Origin of the sequence: Aeromonas sp. s10 (assembly GCF_040907975.1) — a bacterium.
Lineage (GTDB): Bacteria > Pseudomonadota > Gammaproteobacteria > Enterobacterales > Aeromonadaceae > Aeromonas > Aeromonas caviae.
In genome coordinates, this window is record NZ_JBFOCV010000038.1 from 105,364 (window position 1) to 121,945 (window position 16,582).

Annotated in this window: 16 protein-coding genes and 1 riboswitch; of the genes, 7 read left to right on the forward strand and 9 right to left on the reverse strand. The window is 62.3% G+C overall.

Annotated elements, in window-relative coordinates:
* Window positions 1-12 precede the first annotated feature (12 nt).
* Both AB5Y59_RS13595 and AB5Y59_RS13600 read left to right on the forward strand, forming a co-directional pair.
* Entirely contained in the window at window positions 13-3,474 is a 3,462-nt protein-coding gene (locus tag AB5Y59_RS13595) for a NahK/ErcS family hybrid sensor histidine kinase/response regulator (protein ID WP_368212139.1), read from the forward strand.
* A gap of 201 nt (window positions 3,475-3,675) precedes the next feature.
* A riboswitch (cyclic di-GMP riboswitch) is annotated at window positions 3,676-3,762 on the forward strand.
* Window positions 3,763-3,873: 111 nt separating this feature from the next.
* Window positions 3,874-6,471, forward strand: a complete 2,598-nt coding sequence (locus AB5Y59_RS13600; RefSeq protein WP_323950985.1) for a glycosyl hydrolase family 18 protein — start codon at window positions 3,874-3,876, stop codon at window positions 6,469-6,471.
* Between the two features lie 140 nt (window positions 6,472-6,611).
* Here the strand turns inward: AB5Y59_RS13600 and AB5Y59_RS13605 are convergent, their stop codons facing one another.
* Together AB5Y59_RS13605 and crp are read right to left on the reverse strand one after the other, a co-directional pair.
* Entirely contained in the window at window positions 6,612-7,412 is an 801-nt protein-coding gene (locus tag AB5Y59_RS13605; RefSeq protein WP_041211190.1) for a putative RNA methyltransferase, read from the reverse strand.
* A gap of 127 nt (window positions 7,413-7,539) precedes the next feature.
* Complete coding sequence (gene crp / locus AB5Y59_RS13610) at window positions 7,540-8,178, reverse strand: cAMP-activated global transcriptional regulator CRP (protein WP_010673237.1); 639 nt, start codon at window positions 8,176-8,178, stop codon at window positions 7,540-7,542.
* 373 nt (window positions 8,179-8,551) lie between these two features.
* Here crp and AB5Y59_RS13615 point away from each other — a divergent pair, with 373 nt between their 5' ends.
* Together AB5Y59_RS13615 and AB5Y59_RS13620 are read left to right on the forward strand one after the other, a co-directional pair.
* On the forward strand, window positions 8,552-8,956 hold the full coding sequence (locus AB5Y59_RS13615; protein WP_010673238.1) for an OsmC family protein: 405 nt from the start codon (window positions 8,552-8,554) through the stop codon (window positions 8,954-8,956).
* A gap of 48 nt (window positions 8,957-9,004) precedes the next feature.
* Window positions 9,005-9,304 carry a hypothetical protein gene (locus AB5Y59_RS13620; RefSeq protein ID WP_010673239.1) on the forward strand — a complete coding sequence of 100 codons (300 nt, stop codon included), beginning with the start codon at window positions 9,005-9,007 and terminating at the stop codon, window positions 9,302-9,304.
* A gap of 69 nt (window positions 9,305-9,373) precedes the next feature.
* Here the strand turns inward: AB5Y59_RS13620 and AB5Y59_RS13625 are convergent, their stop codons facing one another.
* From AB5Y59_RS13625 to AB5Y59_RS13635, 3 genes are all read right to left on the reverse strand, one after another.
* On the reverse strand, window positions 9,374-9,907 hold the full coding sequence (locus AB5Y59_RS13625; protein WP_043152620.1) for a lipoprotein: 534 nt from the start codon (window positions 9,905-9,907) through the stop codon (window positions 9,374-9,376).
* A 16-nt stretch (window positions 9,908-9,923) separates the two neighbouring features.
* Window positions 9,924-10,793 carry a phosphoribulokinase gene (locus tag AB5Y59_RS13630; protein ID WP_010673241.1) on the reverse strand — a complete coding sequence of 290 codons (870 nt, stop codon included), beginning with the start codon at window positions 10,791-10,793 and terminating at the stop codon, window positions 9,924-9,926.
* A 235-nt stretch (window positions 10,794-11,028) separates the two neighbouring features.
* A complete protein-coding gene (locus AB5Y59_RS13635; RefSeq protein ID WP_010673242.1) occupies window positions 11,029-11,274 on the reverse strand; it encodes a YheU family protein in 246 nt (81 codons plus the stop codon).
* Window positions 11,275-11,363: 89 nt separating this feature from the next.
* Between AB5Y59_RS13635 and AB5Y59_RS13640 the strand changes: the two genes are divergently transcribed.
* Complete coding sequence (locus AB5Y59_RS13640) at window positions 11,364-12,515, forward strand: membrane-associated sensor domain-containing protein (protein WP_368212142.1); 1,152 nt, start codon at window positions 11,364-11,366, stop codon at window positions 12,513-12,515.
* Here the strand turns inward: AB5Y59_RS13640 and AB5Y59_RS13645 are convergent.
* The 3 genes from AB5Y59_RS13645 to AB5Y59_RS13655 all read right to left on the reverse strand — a co-directional run bounded on the left by AB5Y59_RS13645 (window position 12,497) and on the right by AB5Y59_RS13655 (window position 15,269).
* A complete protein-coding gene (locus AB5Y59_RS13645) occupies window positions 12,497-13,480 on the reverse strand; it encodes a hydrolase (protein WP_368212143.1) in 984 nt (327 codons plus the stop codon). The two genes, AB5Y59_RS13640 and AB5Y59_RS13645, sit on opposite strands and share 19 nt — an antisense overlap.
* A gap of 64 nt (window positions 13,481-13,544) precedes the next feature.
* Window positions 13,545-14,444 (reverse strand): chemotaxis protein, encoded by a 900-nt coding sequence (locus AB5Y59_RS13650; protein ID WP_045523724.1) that lies wholly within the window; start codon window positions 14,442-14,444, stop codon window positions 13,545-13,547.
* 138 nt (window positions 14,445-14,582) lie between these two features.
* Complete coding sequence (locus AB5Y59_RS13655; RefSeq protein WP_368212145.1) at window positions 14,583-15,269, reverse strand: hypothetical protein; 687 nt, start codon at window positions 15,267-15,269, stop codon at window positions 14,583-14,585.
* A 39-nt stretch (window positions 15,270-15,308) separates the two neighbouring features.
* Between AB5Y59_RS13655 and AB5Y59_RS13660 the strand changes: the two genes are divergently transcribed.
* A complete protein-coding gene (locus AB5Y59_RS13660; RefSeq protein WP_010673247.1) occupies window positions 15,309-15,515 on the forward strand; it encodes a YheV family putative zinc ribbon protein in 207 nt (68 codons plus the stop codon).
* A gap of 146 nt (window positions 15,516-15,661) precedes the next feature.
* Window positions 15,662-16,300: a peptidylprolyl isomerase gene (locus AB5Y59_RS13665; protein WP_010673248.1), complete on the forward strand. Its 639-nt coding sequence runs from the start codon at window positions 15,662-15,664 to the stop codon at window positions 16,298-16,300.
* A 64-nt stretch (window positions 16,301-16,364) separates the two neighbouring features.
* Here the strand turns inward: AB5Y59_RS13665 and AB5Y59_RS13670 are convergent, their stop codons facing one another.
* Window positions 16,365-16,580, reverse strand: a complete 216-nt coding sequence (locus AB5Y59_RS13670; RefSeq protein WP_010673249.1) for a SlyX family protein — start codon at window positions 16,578-16,580, stop codon at window positions 16,365-16,367.
* Between the last annotated feature and the right edge of the window lie 2 nt (window positions 16,581-16,582).

Genomic DNA, 16,582 nt, shown 5'->3' on the forward strand with positions numbered 1-16,582 from the left:
GGAAGTAGAGAGATGCACCAAGGATGGCTGCTGATCGGGTTGTCGCTCGCCTATCTGGGCTTGCTGTTCCTCATCGCCTATGTGGCGGACAAGAACAAGCGCCGTCGCCCCAAGGGGCAGCCTCTGCTCTACAGCCTGTCGCTGGCGGTCTATTGCACCTCCTGGACCTTCTTCGGCACAGTGGGCCAGGCCAGCGAATCCCCCTGGTCGCCAGTGCCCATCTACCTGGGCCCCATGCTGGTGTTCCTGTTTGGCTGGCGCTTGCTGGCCCGCCTCATCCTGGTGGCCAAGCGTGAGCACATCACTTCCATCGCCGATTTCATTGCCGCCCGTTATGGCAAGTCCCAGCGCCTGGCCATGGTGATCAGCCTCATCGCCGTCATGGGGATACTTCCCTATCTGGTGCTGCAGCTCAAGGCGATCGTCACCGGGCTCGATCTGCTGATGGCCAACAGCACGGGGGTCAGCCCCACCAGCAACATGGCGGAGCTGGCGCTGGGGGTCACCCTGCTGCTGGCCCTGTTCAGCATTCTGTTCGGCACCCGCAACCTGGATGCCACCGAGCACCACAGGGGCATGGTGGTGGCCATCGCCTTCGAGTCCGTTGTCAAGCTGCTCGCCTTCATGGCGGTGGGGGGCTTTGCGCTCTGGCTCATCATCGCCAGACCGAGCGAGGCGCGGACCCTGGTGGCGGGCGACTTCCTCGATGCGGTGGTGGCGGTGACGCCGGGCAGTCTGCTGGAGCTCGCCATCTACACCCTGATCGCCATGTGCGCCGTCATCTGCCTGCCGCGCCAGTTTCACGTGACCGTGGTGGAGAACAACCAGGGGCAGGATCTGCACTGGGCCCGCTGGATCTTCCCCCTCTATCTCTTCCTGATGGGGCTCTTCATCTGGCCGCTGGCGCTGGCAGGCAAGCAGTGGGTCGGGGCAGACATGGCCTCGGACACCTATGTGATAAGCCTCCCTATGTCCCTCGGATTCGACGGCATGGCGATGCTGGCATTTCTCGGCGGTACCTCGGCGGCCACCGGCATGGTGATCGTCTGCACCATCGCCCTGGCCATCATGGTGAGCAACGATCTGGTGTTGCCGGTCCTGCTGCGCCGGGTCTGGCAACAGGGGCGGGACGAGCGCCTGATGCGGTTGCTGCTGCAGGTGCGTCGGGGCGCCATCTTGCTGATTTTGCTGGCGGCCTGGGCGCTCTATCTCTGGCTCGGGGATCTCACCAGTCTGTCGCGCATCGGTTATCTTTCGTTCGGGGCCGTGGCCCAGTTCGCGCCAGCCCTGCTGCTCGGCCTGTACTGGCGTCATGGCAATCGCAAGGGCGTCTATCTCGGGCTCGCCCTCGGGGTCAGCCTCTGGTTCGTGACCCTGCTGGCGGAGAGCGGACTGCTGGCTGGCTCCCCCCTCGAAGCCCTGCTGGCGCCCCCAGACTGGCCGGCGGTGCGGGATCTGAGCCTGGGGGCCTGGTGCCTCTTCCTGAGTCTTCTACTCAACCTCGCCGGCTATGTGGCGGGCTCCCTGCTGTCACGGGCGGCGGTGAGCGAGCGGCTGCAGGCAGCCAACTTCGTCGGCAAGACGAGCCGGGATACCTCGGCGCTCTATCAGGCGCGGGTCTCGGTGAAGGAGCTGGAGATGCTGGCGGCCCGCTTCGTCGGTTCCAGCCGCGTCAAGCGGGCCTTCGGTCGCTTCGCCGGCGAGCGGGGAGGCACCCTGGCGCCCCAGATGCAGGCCTCCGCCGAGCTCATCGCCCACACGGAGCGACTGCTGGCGGGGGTATTCGGTACCTCGTCCGCCCGCCTGGTGCTGGCCTCCGCCCTGCAGGGACGCAACATGCAGCTCGAGGAGATCGCCACCATAGTGGACGAGGCCTCCGACATGTTCCGCTTCAACCGCGGCCTGTTGCAGGGGGCAATCGAACACATGGGGCAGGGGATCTCCGTGGTGGACAGGGAGCTCAGGCTGGTGGCCTGGAACCGACGCTACATCGAGCTGTTCTCCTATCCCCCCGGTCTCATTCAGGTGGGCCGTTCCATCGAGGAGATCATCCGCTACAACGCCGGACAGGGGCTGTGCGGCCAGGGAGACATCGAGGCCCAGGTGGCGCGGCGGGTTGCCTTCATGAAGCGTGGCAGCCCCCATGTCTCGGCGCGGGAGCGTCCCGATGGCCGGGTCATCGAGATGCAGGGCAACCCCATGCCTGCGGGGGGCTTTGTAATGACCTTCACCGACATCACCCCGTTCAGGGCGGCGGAGCGGGTGCTGCGGGAAGCGAACGAGCACCTGGAGGCGCGGGTGGCCGAGCGCACCCACGAGCTCTCCGAACTCAACCGCCAACTTCTGCTGGTAAACCAGCAGGTGGAGCGGGCCAACCAGTCCAAGAGCCGGTTCCTTGCGGCGGTGAGCCACGACCTGACCCAGCCACTGAACGCGGCCAAGCTCTTCACCTCCTCCTTGCTGGAAATGCTGCCCCCGGAGGACGAACCGGCCCGCATCGCTCGCCACATCGACGACGCCCTGGGGGCGACCGAGGATCTCATCACGGATCTGCTGGACATCTCGCGCCTCGAGGCGGGCAAGTTCAAGGCGAAGAAGCTCGATTTCGCCCTGAGCGATGTGCTGGACAATCTCAAGGCGGAATTCGGCGTGCTGGCCCAGGCCGGGGGGATCCAGTTCTCCGTGGTGGAGAGCCGCCTTGCGGTCTACAGCGATGTGCGCTTGCTGCGGCGGGTGTTGCAGAACTTCCTCACCAACGCATTTCGCTACAACCCCGGCGGTCGGGTGCTGCTCGGCTGTCGCCGCATGGGGGATAAGGTGCGCATCGAGGTGTGGGACAACGGCCCCGGCATCCCGGAGGGCAAGCAGGAGGCGATCTTCGACGAGTTTTCCCGCCTCGATCACTCCCGCACCGCCAGGGAGCAGGGGCTTGGCCTCGGGCTCGCCATCGCCCGCGGCATCTCGCTGGTGCTGGGTCATCAGCTCTCCCTGCGCAGCTGGCCCGGAGCGGGGTCCGTCTTTGCCATCACCCTGAACCTCGCGACCCGGCCCGTCATCCCCAGCCAGGTGACGACCCCGGCCCTGCGAGACAGTCAGCTGGAAGGGGTCAGGATCCTCTGCATCGACAACGAGGAGGATATCCTCATCGCCATGGCCTCGCTGTTGGGACGCTGGGGCTGCGAGGTGCGCTGTGTCCAGAGCCTGGAGCAGGCGGAAGAGATCATCGACGGCGGCTTCCTGCCTGCGCTGGTGCTGTCGGATTATCACCTGGATGACGGCAAGACCGGGTTGCAGGCGCTGCACATGATCAGGCTGGCCCACGGCAACGGTATCGGCGGCATCATCATCAGTGCGGATCGCAAGAGCGAGTTGCAGGCACAGATCCGTGAGCACGGCTTCGGCTACGTGAGCAAACCGGTCAAACCTCTCAAGCTGCGCGCCCTGATGAACAGCCTGCTGATGCCGGTTCAGTGACTGGTCTCACAGAATCGAGCATTGGCTGAACATTTTCTGGATGCCATCCAGGTGCCATGATCGCCGATGATGGCGCCTCTTTCGTCGCCATTTGCCGAGTTTGGTGATAATTGAGTCTTGTTGGGTGTCACTTTTGGCAGGTGGCACCCGGGCGACTCTCCTCTATAGTCATTCGGCGATTATTTTTGTCGCAAATCAAGTTGTGCAAAAAGGCAAACCGGATGAAAGTCCGGGACGCAAAGCTTCCGGTCTAAGGGTCTGCGTACCTAGGATAGCGGGGCCACCACAGGTTGTATCGTCCATGGGCCAAGCCATGGTTGCGATGTTGTCTGCGTTACCTGGCAGGTTGCGTTGCCTTTTTCGTTGTTAATTCCAATAACGAAATAAGGAAGTTCAAATATGTTAAGTCCAAAACTTTCCCTGCTGGCGCTTCTGGTCGGGGGGCTTTGCACTACCTCCGCCTTCGCCGCTGCCCCGGGCAAACCCACCATTGGCTCCGGCCCCACCAAGTTTGCCATCGTTGAAGTCAATCAGGCCGCTTCGGCCTACAACCAGCTGGTGACCGTCCACAAGGATGGCGCTCCCGTCAGCGTGACCTGGAACCTCTGGTCCGGTGACGTCGGACAGACCGCCAAGGTACTGCTCGACGGCAAGGAGGTGTGGTCAGGCCCGGCCTCCGCCGCGGGTACTGCCAACTTCAAGGTCACCAAGGGGGGGCGTTACCAGATGCAGGTGGCCCTGTGCAACGCCGATGGCTGCACCCTCTCCGACAAGAAGGAGCTGATGGTCGCCGATACCGACGGCAGCCACCTGGCGCCGCTCAATGCGCCCCTCAAGGAGAACAACAAGCCCTACGCCAACAAGTCCGGCAAGGTGGTGGGGGCCTACTACGTGGAGTGGGGGGTCTATGGTCGCAAGTTCACCGTGGACAAGATCCCGGCCCAGAACCTGACCCATATCCTCTACGGCTTCACCCCCATCTGCGGTGGCAACGGCATCAACGACAGCCTCAAAGAGATCTCCGGCAGCTTCGAGGCGTTGCAGCGCTCCTGTGCGGGCCGCGAAGACTTCAAGGTCTCCATCCATGATCCCTGGGCGGCGATCCAGATGTCCCAGGGCAACCTCAGCGCCTGGGATGAGCCCTACAAGGGCAACTTCGGTAACCTGATGGCCCTCAAACAGGCCCACCCGGACCTCAAGATCCTGCCGTCTGTCGGCGGATGGACCCTCTCCGATCCCTTCTATTTCCTGGGTGACAAGACCAAGCGCGATACCTTCGTCGCCTCGGTCAAAGAGTTCCTGCAGACCTGGAAATTCTTCGACGGCGTGGACATCGACTGGGAGTTCCCGGGCGGACAGGGGGCCAACCCCAGCCTGGGCGGCCCGAATGACGGCGCTACCTATGTGGTGCTGATGAAGGAGTTGCGAGCCATGCTCGATGAACTGGAAGCCGAGACCGGCCGCCAGTATGAGCTGACCTCGGCCATCAGCGCCGGCGGTGACAAGATTGCCAAGGTGGATTATCAGGCGGCCCAGCAGTACATGGACCACATCTTCCTGATGAGCTACGACTTCAGCGGCGCCTTCGACCTGACGAATCTGGCCCACCAGACCAACCTCTTTGCCTCCAGCTGGGATCCGGCCACCAAGTACACCACCGACAAGGGCGTCAAGGCGCTGCTGGGTCAGGGGGTGACACCGGGCAAGATTGTGGTAGGGGCGGCCATGTATGGCCGTGGCTGGACCGGAGTGAAGAACTACCAGGCCGGCAACCCCTTCACCGGCACCGCCACCGGACCGGTGAGCGGTACCTGGGAAAATGGCGTGGTGGATTACCGTGACATCGTCAACAACCGCATGGGCGCAGGCTGGGAGCAGGGCTATGACGAGTCGGCCGAGGCCCCCTATGTCTTCAAGGCCAGCAGTGGCGACCTCATTACCTTCGACAACGACCGCTCGGTCAAGGCCAAGGGGCAGTACGTGCTGGCGAACCAGCTCGGCGGTCTGTTCGCCTGGGAAATTGATGCGGACAACGGCGACATCCTCAACGCCATGCACGAGGGGCTGGGCCACGGCGAGGGTACGCTGCCGCCGGTCAACAAGCCGCCGGTTGCCAATGCCGGCAGCGATCTGAGTGCCACCGGTCCGGCCGAGGTGACCCTCAACGGCAGCGCCTCCCATGATCCGGAAAACGGGGCGCTGACCTACAGCTGGAAACAGGTCTCCGGACCCCAGGCCAGCCTGCTGGATGCCACCCAGGCCAAGGCCCGTGCGGTACTGGATGCCGTCAGCAGCGACATCAATCTGGTGTTCGAGCTGACCGTGACCGACGATCAGGGGCTCTCGGCCAAGGATCAGGTGGTGGTCACCAACAAGGCGCCGCAGCCGAACCTGCCCCCCGTGGTCAGCGTACCGTCCAGTGCGACCGTCGAGGCCGGCAAGCAGGTGAGCATCAAGGCCACCGCTTCCGACCCCAATGGTGATGCCCTGAGCTATCAGTGGACAGTGCCGGCCGGGCTCAGCGCCACCGGTCTGGACAGCGCGACCCTGGTGGTCACGGGCTCGAACGTGACCAGTGACACGGCCTACGATCTGACCCTGGTGGTCACCGACGGGGCGCTGGATGCCACAGCCGTTACCCGCCTGACCGTCAAGCCGGCCAGTACAGGTGGTGGCTGCGAGGCCAGCGATCCGGATGCGGCCAACCATCCTGCCTGGAGTGCTGGTACCGTCTACAACACCAATGACAAGGTGAGCCACAAGCAACTGGTGTGGCAGGCCAAGTATTGGACCCAGGGCAACGAGCCGAGCCGCACCGCCGATCAGTGGAAACTGGTGAGCCAGGTGCAACTGGGTTGGGATGCCGGAGTGGTCTACAACGGCGGTGATGTCACCAGCCACAACGGCCGCAAGTGGAAGGCTCAGTACTGGACCAAGGGCGATGAGCCCGGCAAGGCCGCTGTCTGGGTCGATCAGGGCGCGGCGAGCTGCAACTGATCTGCCGTGATGAATAATGGGGCCGAGGGCCCCATTTTTGTCTTGCTGCGTGGTCGGGTGTCTCTTCCCTGTCAGGGGAAAGGCGCACTCGCTTTGTCAAAAAGGTCCGTCAGGGCCTTTTTTCATGGTATGTCACCGGTTCACAGCGGTTTTTGCCACAGGCTGAGCAGCAGATCCTGCTCGAGGGCGTCGGGCCCCTGATGGGTGAAGGCGTGACGCTGCTCGCCGCTGGCACGCCAGCCGAGGCGACTGGTCTCCAGAATGTGCTCGCGCAGGCCCTGATCCAGCGCCGTACTGAACTGGGCGCGTTGCTGGGCAACATTGACAAGCCCGGTGAGGGCGGGCCAACTCAGGGGATGTTCCATGCTCACCGGATTGAGGCTGACGCGCAATTGCCACTGATGGCGAGGGCCTGGCTGCACGTGGAGCAGATAGCCGCCCGGCGCCAGCCAGCTGACCAGGAGTTCCGTCTTGACCTTGAGGTCGTTGACCAGCAGCACCTGGGCCGTGCCAGGCAGCAGCGGGGCGCGCGCCGGGTCGGCGATGACGAACTGGCCTTCCGGTTGCGCCTTGTTGGCAGCGAAGATGGCATTCTTGGCCAGATCGAAACCGCCGACCTGCCAGCCGGGCAGCCGCTCAGCCAGGGCACGGCAGTAGTACCCCTCGCCACAGCCGAGGTGGACAAGCTCGCGCTCGCCAAGAGGAGCGAGCAGGTTCGCCATGGCGTCCACCAGAGGCAGCTGGTGGCCTTGTTCCAGGAAGCGGCGCTTGGCGCGCAGCAGGGCCCGGCTGTCGCTGTCCTTGGGGTTCTTCTTGCCGGGGATGAGGTCCAGATAGCCTTCCGGTGCGGGATCGAAGTGGTGCTTGTTGTCGCAATAGACCCCGCGGGAGGCGGCATGAAGGTGCAGGGGGCTGCGGCAAAGGGGGCATTGAAGGTGCATAGGAGTTCTCTTGGCGAAGGCCATGACGGCGGGGCGCTCGGGATTATAGGGGAGAGGATCGGAAAAGGCTGCCATGGGCAGCCTTTTTATCCAACGGCGCTGTGCGGGCGCCGCCGGCGGAACCCGGTCAGCGGGTACCAAACACCACTATGGTCTTGCCGTGGGCGGAGATGAGCTCCTGCTCTTCCAGCATCTTGAGGATGCGGCCGACGGTTTCACGGGAGCAGCCGACGATCTGGCCGATCTCCTGGCGGGTGATCTTGATCTGCATGCCATCCGGGTGGGTCATGGCATCCGGCTGTTTGGCCAGGTTGAGCAGGGTCTGGGCAATGCGGCCGGTCACGTCCAGGAAGGCGAGGTTGCCGACCTTCTGGCTGGTGTGCTGCAGGCGCTTGGCCATTTGACCGGAGAGGCGCATCAGGATGTCCGGGTTGACCTGGATCAGCTGGCGGAACTTCTTGTAGGAGATCTCGGCGACTTCACAGGCGCCTTTGGCACGTACCCAGGCGGAACGCTCCGGATTCTCGTTCTCTTCGAACATCCCCATCTCGCCCAGGAAATCCCCCTGATTCAGGTAGGAAAGGATCATCTCCTTGCCTTCGTCATCCTTGATCAGGACGGCGACGGTGCCCTTGACGATGTAGTAGAGGGTTTCCGCTTTTTCACCGGCGTGGATCAGGGTGCTCTTGGCGGGATACTTATGAATGTGGCAATGCGACAAGAACCACTCAAGGGTGGGATCGCTTTGCGGTTTGCCAATGATCATGAGACTTCCTCTGTAGTGTCATTTTTATGGACTGGGCGTCCAGGCAAGTTGCCAAGCTTGCCATTCCTTACTCTTTGGTCGCAGTAGAATAAGAGCCTTTGCCTGTGCTGACAAGGCTTTGGGGTTTTGCCGTCCACCGGTGAGCCGCCATCTGCTGCGTCGTCCGGGGCATTCTAGGCAAGAAGAGGAGGTCGGATGTTGATTTCGATCTATTTCCCTTTGGGTCGTCGTCCGTTTCGCAGGAGAGGCTTGTCGCCGCAAAACGGGGCTTTATCGTCGGGAACGGGCAGGATTCTGGCGCATGTGCCACTCGACCCCGGCTTGAGGTATGCTATGGGCGTTAGAACCGTTGTCATTGAGAGGAAAGTGAGAGATGAAAGCCAAGGTCAGCTGGGTGGAAGGCATGAAGTTTGTGGGGGAGAGCGAGTCCGGTCATCAGGTGACCCTGGATGGCGCCAACCCGGGTGAAGGTGCCAGCCCGATGGAGATGATCCTGCTGGCTGTCGGCGGTTGCAGCTCCATCGATGTGGTCTCCATCCTGGAGAAGGCCCGTCAGTCCGTGACCGCCTGCCATGTCGAACTGGAAGGGACCCGCGCCGATACCGTTCCCCGGGTATTTGAGCAGATCCACCTCAAGTTCGTGGTGACCGGCAAGGGGCTGGCGGAGAAGCAGGTCGCCCGTGCGGTGGATCTGTCCATGGAAAAATATTGTTCAGTTTCCCTGATGTTGGAAAAAGCGGTAGAAATTACCCATAGTTATCAAATTCTTGAGGGTTGACCGCTAAAGTTTGTCCCGTCGATAACGCCATGACATAAGGAAAGTGCGATGAAAAAAATGATGATGTTGCTTCCCCTGTTCGGTCTGGCCGCCTGCAGCATGCCGCAGCCGACCCAGTATCAATACAGCCAGTATCAGTGCGGGGAAGAGTTGCTGGCCATCACCTATGATGCCCAGGCCGACATGGTGCAGTTCCCTTATGCCGGTGTCTATCACAAGCTGGGGCGCATCGAGTCGCCCAAAGAGACTGCCAGCTATTCCGACGGGGTGACTACCTTCTCCCGTCAGGACAAGCAGGCCACCCTGGTCAAGAGCGGTGTGACCCAGCTGACCTGCGAGTTGAAGTGACCCTGATGCCGTCACGGCGTGCATGGAAAACGGCCTGCGTGAAGCAGGCCGTTTTTGTTGAAAGAGACATCAGTCTGACGGTAGCGAGCCCAGCAACTGGGCGGCCAGTTGCTGGCTAAGCTGGCCACGGGCTTCCTCTGCGACAGGCACGTCGCTGGCGAGCTGGATGGCGCTGCTCCACACCGCTTTCTGGCTATGCCCGTCGAGCAGCACGACGGCCAGGGTCCCCTTGCGGGCATTGGCGGCGGCGTTCAGGCCCGGTGTCATGCCGAGGCGGGAGAAGATCTCACCATCGCTCATGTCCTGGCTGCCAGCTACCCCGATGGCGACCCAGACGTCGGCCTCATCCAGGGGAACGCTGCGCCAGCCTTTGCCGTCCAGTTGCCGGATGACGGCCTGCTGTACCGGTTCGAGCCAGGGCGCGGCGCTGTTGCCCGCATACTGGAATTGTTCGGCCAGCGCATAGCGTGGTGTCGCCCCGTAGGTCCAATGCTCCGCCGGGCGAACCACCATGGTGCCCGTTTCGACCGTGGGTGCGGCGGGGCCGGAGCTGCAACCGCCCAGCAGGGTTGCCAGCGTGAATGAGAGAAGTGCAGCGCGCATCGTTAAGCTCCTTGGCTCAGGTGATCTTGCCCGTTTCGATCAGTTGCTGGATCAGGGGGCGCAGGATCAGTTCCATTGCGAAGCCCATCTTGCCACCCGGCACGACGATGGTGTTCATCCTGGACATGAAGGCGCCGTCTATCATCGACAGCAGGTAGGGGAAGTCCACCTGCTTGATGCCCCGAAACCTGATCACCAGCATACTCTCGTCCAGGCTGGGTATCACCTTGGCGCTGAAGGGGTTGGAAGTATCGACGGTCGGCACCCGCTGGAAGTTGATGTGGGTGCGGGAGAACTGCGGCGTGATGAAGTTGATGTAGTCGTCCATGGAACGCACGATGGAGTCGGTCACCGCCTCGCGGGAGTGGCCGCGTTCCGAGGTGTCGCGAATGAGCTTCTGGATCCACTCCAGGTTGACGATGGGCACCACGCCGATGAGAAAGTCCACGTGCCGCGCCACGTTGTGCTCCCCCGTGACCACGCCGCCATGCAGTCCTTCGTAGAACAGCAGATCCGTCTCGCCGGGCAGATCCTGCCAGGGGGTGAAGGTGCCAGGCATCTGGTTGAAAGGCACCGCCTCGTCGAAGCTGTGCAGATAGCGCCGATACTGGCCGGTGCCGCTCTGGCCATACTCCTGGAAAAAGGACTCCAGCAGACCGAAGTCGTTGGCCTCCGGGCCGAAGTAGCTGATATGCCGCCCCTGCTCCCGGGCCTTGCGGATCGCCACGTCCATCTCGGGCCTGGTGTAGCGGTGAAAACTGTCCCCCTCGACCACGGCCGCCTTGTATCCAAGCTGGTGGAACATGGATCGGAAGGCGTTGGTGGAGGTGGAAGTACCGGCACCGGACGAACCGGTGACCGCGATGATGGGATGCTTGGCGGACATAGAATTCTCTCTTCCTTGGGAGTTCCGTTATAAGGGGTGGCCCAAAGTGCGGTCAAGTGCACCGTCATCCTCCCGCTGCCCCCACGCTTCCCGGCAATAGCGGTGAACAAGGGCTGCCCTGTGCTCTGGGTACGTTGGAATAGGTGCTGCTGGGTGGCGAACTGGTCATGCGGCCTGATGATGTGAGCTGGATAGGTGGAGGGCGGGGTGAGCCGCCCGATAAGCCGTGACCGCGTTACGCTTGGGGGAAGTCGTCAGTGGGTGACTTGCTTAAATGAGTCTTTGGGACGACATTGACACTTTCGTGCAGCTCGCTGTAGACAAGCACGGCGCTACCTTGTAGCAATTGTTGCCTGACTGCTTCGACCTTGTCGGTCAGGCTGACATCCTGTTCACCGTATTCGGTGCCTTCTTGCAGCACAAAGTGTTCGAGCAGGTTGGTGAGGGTGTCCGGCTCCAGTTCTTGCCAGGGGATAATCATGATTTCATCTTCACTCAGTGGGTTGCGGATATTGTCGATGTCTGGTCGGCAAGCGCAAGGGATTTATCTCGTTTTGGACGAGGGGTGCCATGCAATCCATTGACGCACGCCGACCCTCCAGTCAATTCGAACAGCACCTGTTCGATGCCCGCCGCCGCGCCCTGAGCGCCGGTTTGCGCTGGTACTGGGTCATCAATCTCATCGCCCTCGTATTTCTGCTGACCCGCTTCTACATCTATCGGGATGCACACCTGGTACTGGTCGGCAACCTGCCCTGGTCATACAAATGGCAGCTCTTTGCCATGATAGGTGTTGGCCTGCTGCTGCCGCTCGGGTGGGGCTGGCTCTCCCGTCAATCCCATGCCATCTGGCTGGTGTCCCTGTGCGTCTGTGCCCTGGCCTGGGGGCTAGCCTGGGCCATGGTGGGTTACACCATCTCGATCGTCGACTTGAAGGGGGGCTTCAGTTTCATTTTCAACATGGTCAGTCTGTTGCTGCTGACCGGTCTCGTCGCCGCGTATTGCGATGTGCGGCTGTTTTACGCACTGGTGTCGGTCCCCCTGCTGTTCTTGTTGGTGAGAGCCTCCTGGAGTCATGAGCCCTTTGTTCTGGTCAACACCATAGTGGTCGGGGTCTTGCTAGTGGTGCTGGAGACGGGACGGCGCATGCTCAACGGCTGGTTCGAGCTTGCGGTGTCAAGGGAGCACGACAACCTGATGCTGGCAAACAAGATGAATGCCATGGCCAACCGGGATCCCCTGACCGGCATAGCCAACCGTCGCCACTTCGATCAGGCGTGCAAGCGTGCCATTGCGCAAGGCACCACCCAGGATGTACCGCTCACCGTGATCCTGCTCGATGTGGATTTCTTCAAGCGCTACAACGATCGCTATGGGCATCAGGCGGGGGATGAGTGCCTGATCTTGGTGGCCGAGTGCCTGGAGGAGAGTGTGCGGGAGCCCGGCGATCTGGTGGCGCGCTACGGGGGAGAGGAGTTCGTGGTGTTGCTGCAGGAGACGACGCTGGCCGGTGGCCAGGAGGTGGCGGAGCGCATTCGCGCCACTCTGGCGGCCAGGGCTCTGCCCCATGAGGATTCCGACGTAGCCCCCCACCTCACCCTGAGCCAGGGGATAGCCCAGTGGCGAGCCGGGGAGAGCCTCGTCATGCTGCTCGAGCGAGTCGATGGCGCCCTCTATCAGGCCAAGGAAGAGGGGCGCAACGGTTACCGGTTCGCGCCCTGAGTCTGTTCCCGCAACCACTGGCTGATGCGCTCATCCAGCCAGAAGCGGGGGCGCCAGGGAGAGCCGTGCAGGAAGCCCACGTGGCCGCCCTGGCGGCTCAGCTCGTAGCGCACCAGAGGGGAGAGCTGCTCCGCAGCCGGAATGACGGCATCGGTCATGAAGGGATCGTCGGCGGCGTGAATGATGAGGGTCGGGATGGGAATGCGGGCCAGCAGGCCCAGGCCGGAGCAGGTCTGGTAGTAGTGATCGGCGCTTTCGAAACCATGGAGCGGTGCCGTCACCAGCTCGTCGAACTCCCTCATTGTGGCGATGCGGGTGATCTGGGCCGGCTGCCAGCGCGCCCGTGCTGCGCTCTGGCGCCGGATCTTGCTTTGCAGGTTGGTTCGCATGGTCCGCAGCAGGTAGTTCTGATAGACCCGTGAGAAGCCCTGATTGACCCGATCGGCACAGCTTGCCAGTTGCAGCGGGGCCGACACTACCACCGCCGCCTTCAATGGTGCCGGGCAGGCCCGCGCCAGCAGATTGACCAGCATGTTGCCCCCCAGGGAATAGCCGATGGCGACCAGGGGGCGGCCAGGAAAACGCCGCTCCAGCTCGGCAATCACCGTCTGGGCGTCCTCGATGGCGCCTGAGTGATAGGCCTGCAGCAGCCGGTTCGGCTCGCCACTGCACCCCCGAAAATGCATCAGCACCGCCTCGTTCCCTTGTCGCTGCAGGTGGGCAAAGAGCCCCTTGGCATAGTGGGAGTGAATGCTCCCCTCCAGTCCGTGGAACACCACCACCAGGGGTTGTTCATCCTGGCCGGGTTCGCCGCTCCAGGCCAGATCGACGAAATCGCCGTCCGGGAGTTCGAAGCGCTCCTGGATGAAGCGGGCAGGCGAGCGGCGCAGCCACTTGGGCAAAATGGTTTGCAGATGGGGGTTGCGCGCCCACCAGGGGGCGTGGAAGTGGCTTTCTGTCAACATGCAGCGACTCGGAAGAGCAAGGAGGAAAAGGGGGCGGCGAGCCCTTGGCNGGCTCGCCGCGACATCAGGCCAGCAGACGATCGTGGTGCTCGGCGCCGCGCAGCATGGCCTGGATCAGTTCGTTGGCTTCAAACTTGGTGAGCGCCTCATGGGCACCGACCTGATGGGCCCGCTCCACGCTGATCTCGCTGGAGAGGGAGGTGTGCAGGATGATGTAGGCTCCCGCCAGCTTGGCATCGCTCTGCACCTCGAAGGCCAGCTCGTAACCATCCAGCCCCGGCATCTCGATATCGCTCACCAGGATGTCGATCCGCGTGCCCTGGGAGACCCGGGTCTGCATCAGGGTGAGGGCGTCGCGTCCGTTGGTGCAGACCTCGTAGGGGATGTTGATGTAATCGAGCGCCGCCATGAGCTGGCGACGGGCGACGGAGGAGTCGTCTACCAGCAGGATCCGCATCGGCTTGAGCCGCTCGCGCTGCACGTCGGTCAGCACGGGGTAAAGATGGCTGGGATCGTCCGGATAGACCCGCGACAGGATGAGCTCCACATCCAGCAACTGTATCAACTGATCTCCCACCCGGGTCACGCCGGTGACGAAGACGTTCTGTCCCAAGGAGGGAGGGGGCGGCTCGATGTCACGCCAGTTGCACTCGGTGATCTTGTCGATGCCCCGCACCAGAAAGCCCACCAGGGTGCGGCGGCAATCGGTGATGATGATGAAGCAGTGGGGCATCTCCTCCCGGCTGATGGGGCGGTAGCCCACGGCCATTGCCATGTCGATCACCGGGATGGTGGTGCCGCGCATGCTGGCGGCCCCGAGCACGGTGGGATGGGATTGTGGCAGGGCGGTGAGCTGGGTATAGGGCACGATCTCCTTCACCTTGAGGGTACCGATGGCGAAGGATTGTCTGGCAGAGAGGTGGAACAGCAACATGCCCTGGGATTGGTTGGCCTTGCTCGTCATGGCGGATGTCCTGTTGATCTAGTCGGTGACGGTCAATCGGGTGTTCAGCATAAAGGATGGTGACATGAATGACTCCTTTGTTGTTAGCGGCGGTGAGCCGCAAAACTGGATTTCTTTTGCCATCCTTTTATGCCTCTCTTATCGGGTCGCGGACGGCTGAGGGGAGAGGGGCGCCCCGAGCCATTGCAGATGAGCCTCGGCCAGCGCGCTTTCATCCCGATAACCCAGCCTGCTCACCACCTGTGACGGTGTGCTGCCGCTTCGCAGCAGGCGAATCCCCTGCAACAGTTGCCACTGATCCTGCAGTGCCCGGGCGTCCGGGCCCTCGAGACCGCGAGTGCCCAGCAGGGTCTGCCAGGCAGCCACGCTATCCGGCTGCGCTCTGGCCAGGGCTTGCCAGGCATCTTGCAGTGCCTGATCCCCCAGGGACGAGGTGGTGCAGCCGTGCAACTCATCCCCTATCACTTGCAGCCGCTGCCCATAGGGGCCTTGCCAGTCGCGGGGGCGTGACCAGGCCGCCAGGCTGTCCAGCAGTGCGTCCATCAACGGGCTTGCCTGCAACCAGCCAGCCTGGGCGGGCTGGGGCACCCGTACGGAGCAGGCCAGCAGATCATGCTGGCAGTCAGCCAGAGGGGTGAAGGCGGCGAGAGCATCGGCACAGAGCCAGAAGTGGCTGCCAGGTGTCAGCAACAGCTCATGGGCACCCAATTTCAGCAGCGCCGCCCCATGGGTGACGCGCAGCAATTGGCCCATGGGGGAGCGCTTGCGGGGGCCGACCTGAAGGGTGGAAGTGGAAAAATGCTGATATTCGATGGCGTGATGCATGTAAAAACCCTGATATGATGCTGCCTGGAGGTAACAAAAATGGAAACCAGACGTAAAAAGCGCTTCATTGCCGGGGCGGTTTGCCCGGCGTGCGGCAAGATGGACACCATGATGCTGTATATGGAGCATGGAGTCGAGAAGGTGACCTGTGTCGAGTGCGGGGATACCCAGGTGCAGACCCAGGAGCAGGTGGACAAGGCGACGCGCGAGGCGGAGCAGGTGATAGGGGTGTTTCGTCCCGAGTGAGTGGCATGCCTCAAGGTGATGGTACGCCGGTCAGGCTGGTCGCTGTTGATGACTTTTTCATCACACTGAAGCCGGGCCGACCATATGCTTGTCTGCCTTTTTGAGGTATTCTGAGCCCGTTTTTTTCTATCCGCAGGATCCCTGACATGAAAGTAGCTCCCCTGAGCGTGGTTACGCTGGAATACACGGTCACCGACGAACACGGTGAAGTCATCGACACCACTGTAGGTAAAGAGCCGCTGGTGTATCTGCACGGTACCCGTTACCTGGTCTCCGGCCTCGAAGCCGAGCTGGAAGGTCGCAGCGTGGGCGAGGCGTTCGACGTCACCCTGACGCCGAACCAGGCCTATGGCGAGTACGACGAGAATCTGGTGCAGGAAGTGCCCGGCGAGCTGTTCGACGGTATGGAAGTGTCTGAAGGGGATACTTTTGTGGCCGAGACCGACGACGGCCACCGCCCGGTGACCGTCATCGAGGTGTCCGAGGAGTTCATCAAGGTGGACGGCAATCATCCCCTGGCTGGCGTGACCCTGGGCTTCAAGGTCGAGATCAAGGACGTGCGTGCCGCGACCGCCGAAGAGCTGGCCCATGGCCATGTGCACGGCGCTGGTGGCTGCGGTCACGATCATGGTCATGACCATGATCACGGCCATGATCACGATCATGACCACGGTGGCTGCTGTGGCGGCCATGGTCACAACCATGCACACGATCACGGCGACGATCACGGTCACGGTGGTTGCTGCGGTGGTGGCGGTTGTGGTGGCAAGGGCCATCAGCACTGATCACGGCCTGGCCGATGATAAAAAAACCCGCGCATGGCGCGGGTTTTTTTATGGCTGGCACGCATCAGTAGTGCGGTGGCGGCGTCTCTTCGGCCATGCTGGCGATCTGGCTCGGCTGTACGCTCTGCAATTTATCCACCAGTAGATGGATCTGGTGTTTGAGCCGGTCCAGCTCGCGACCCTGGGTGGTGACCTCGTCGTTGAGCTGCTCCACCGTGTATTCGGCAAAAGCGAGGCGGCTTTCCAGGGTTTCGAGGCGTTCGTTTAGTTGCTGACTCATGG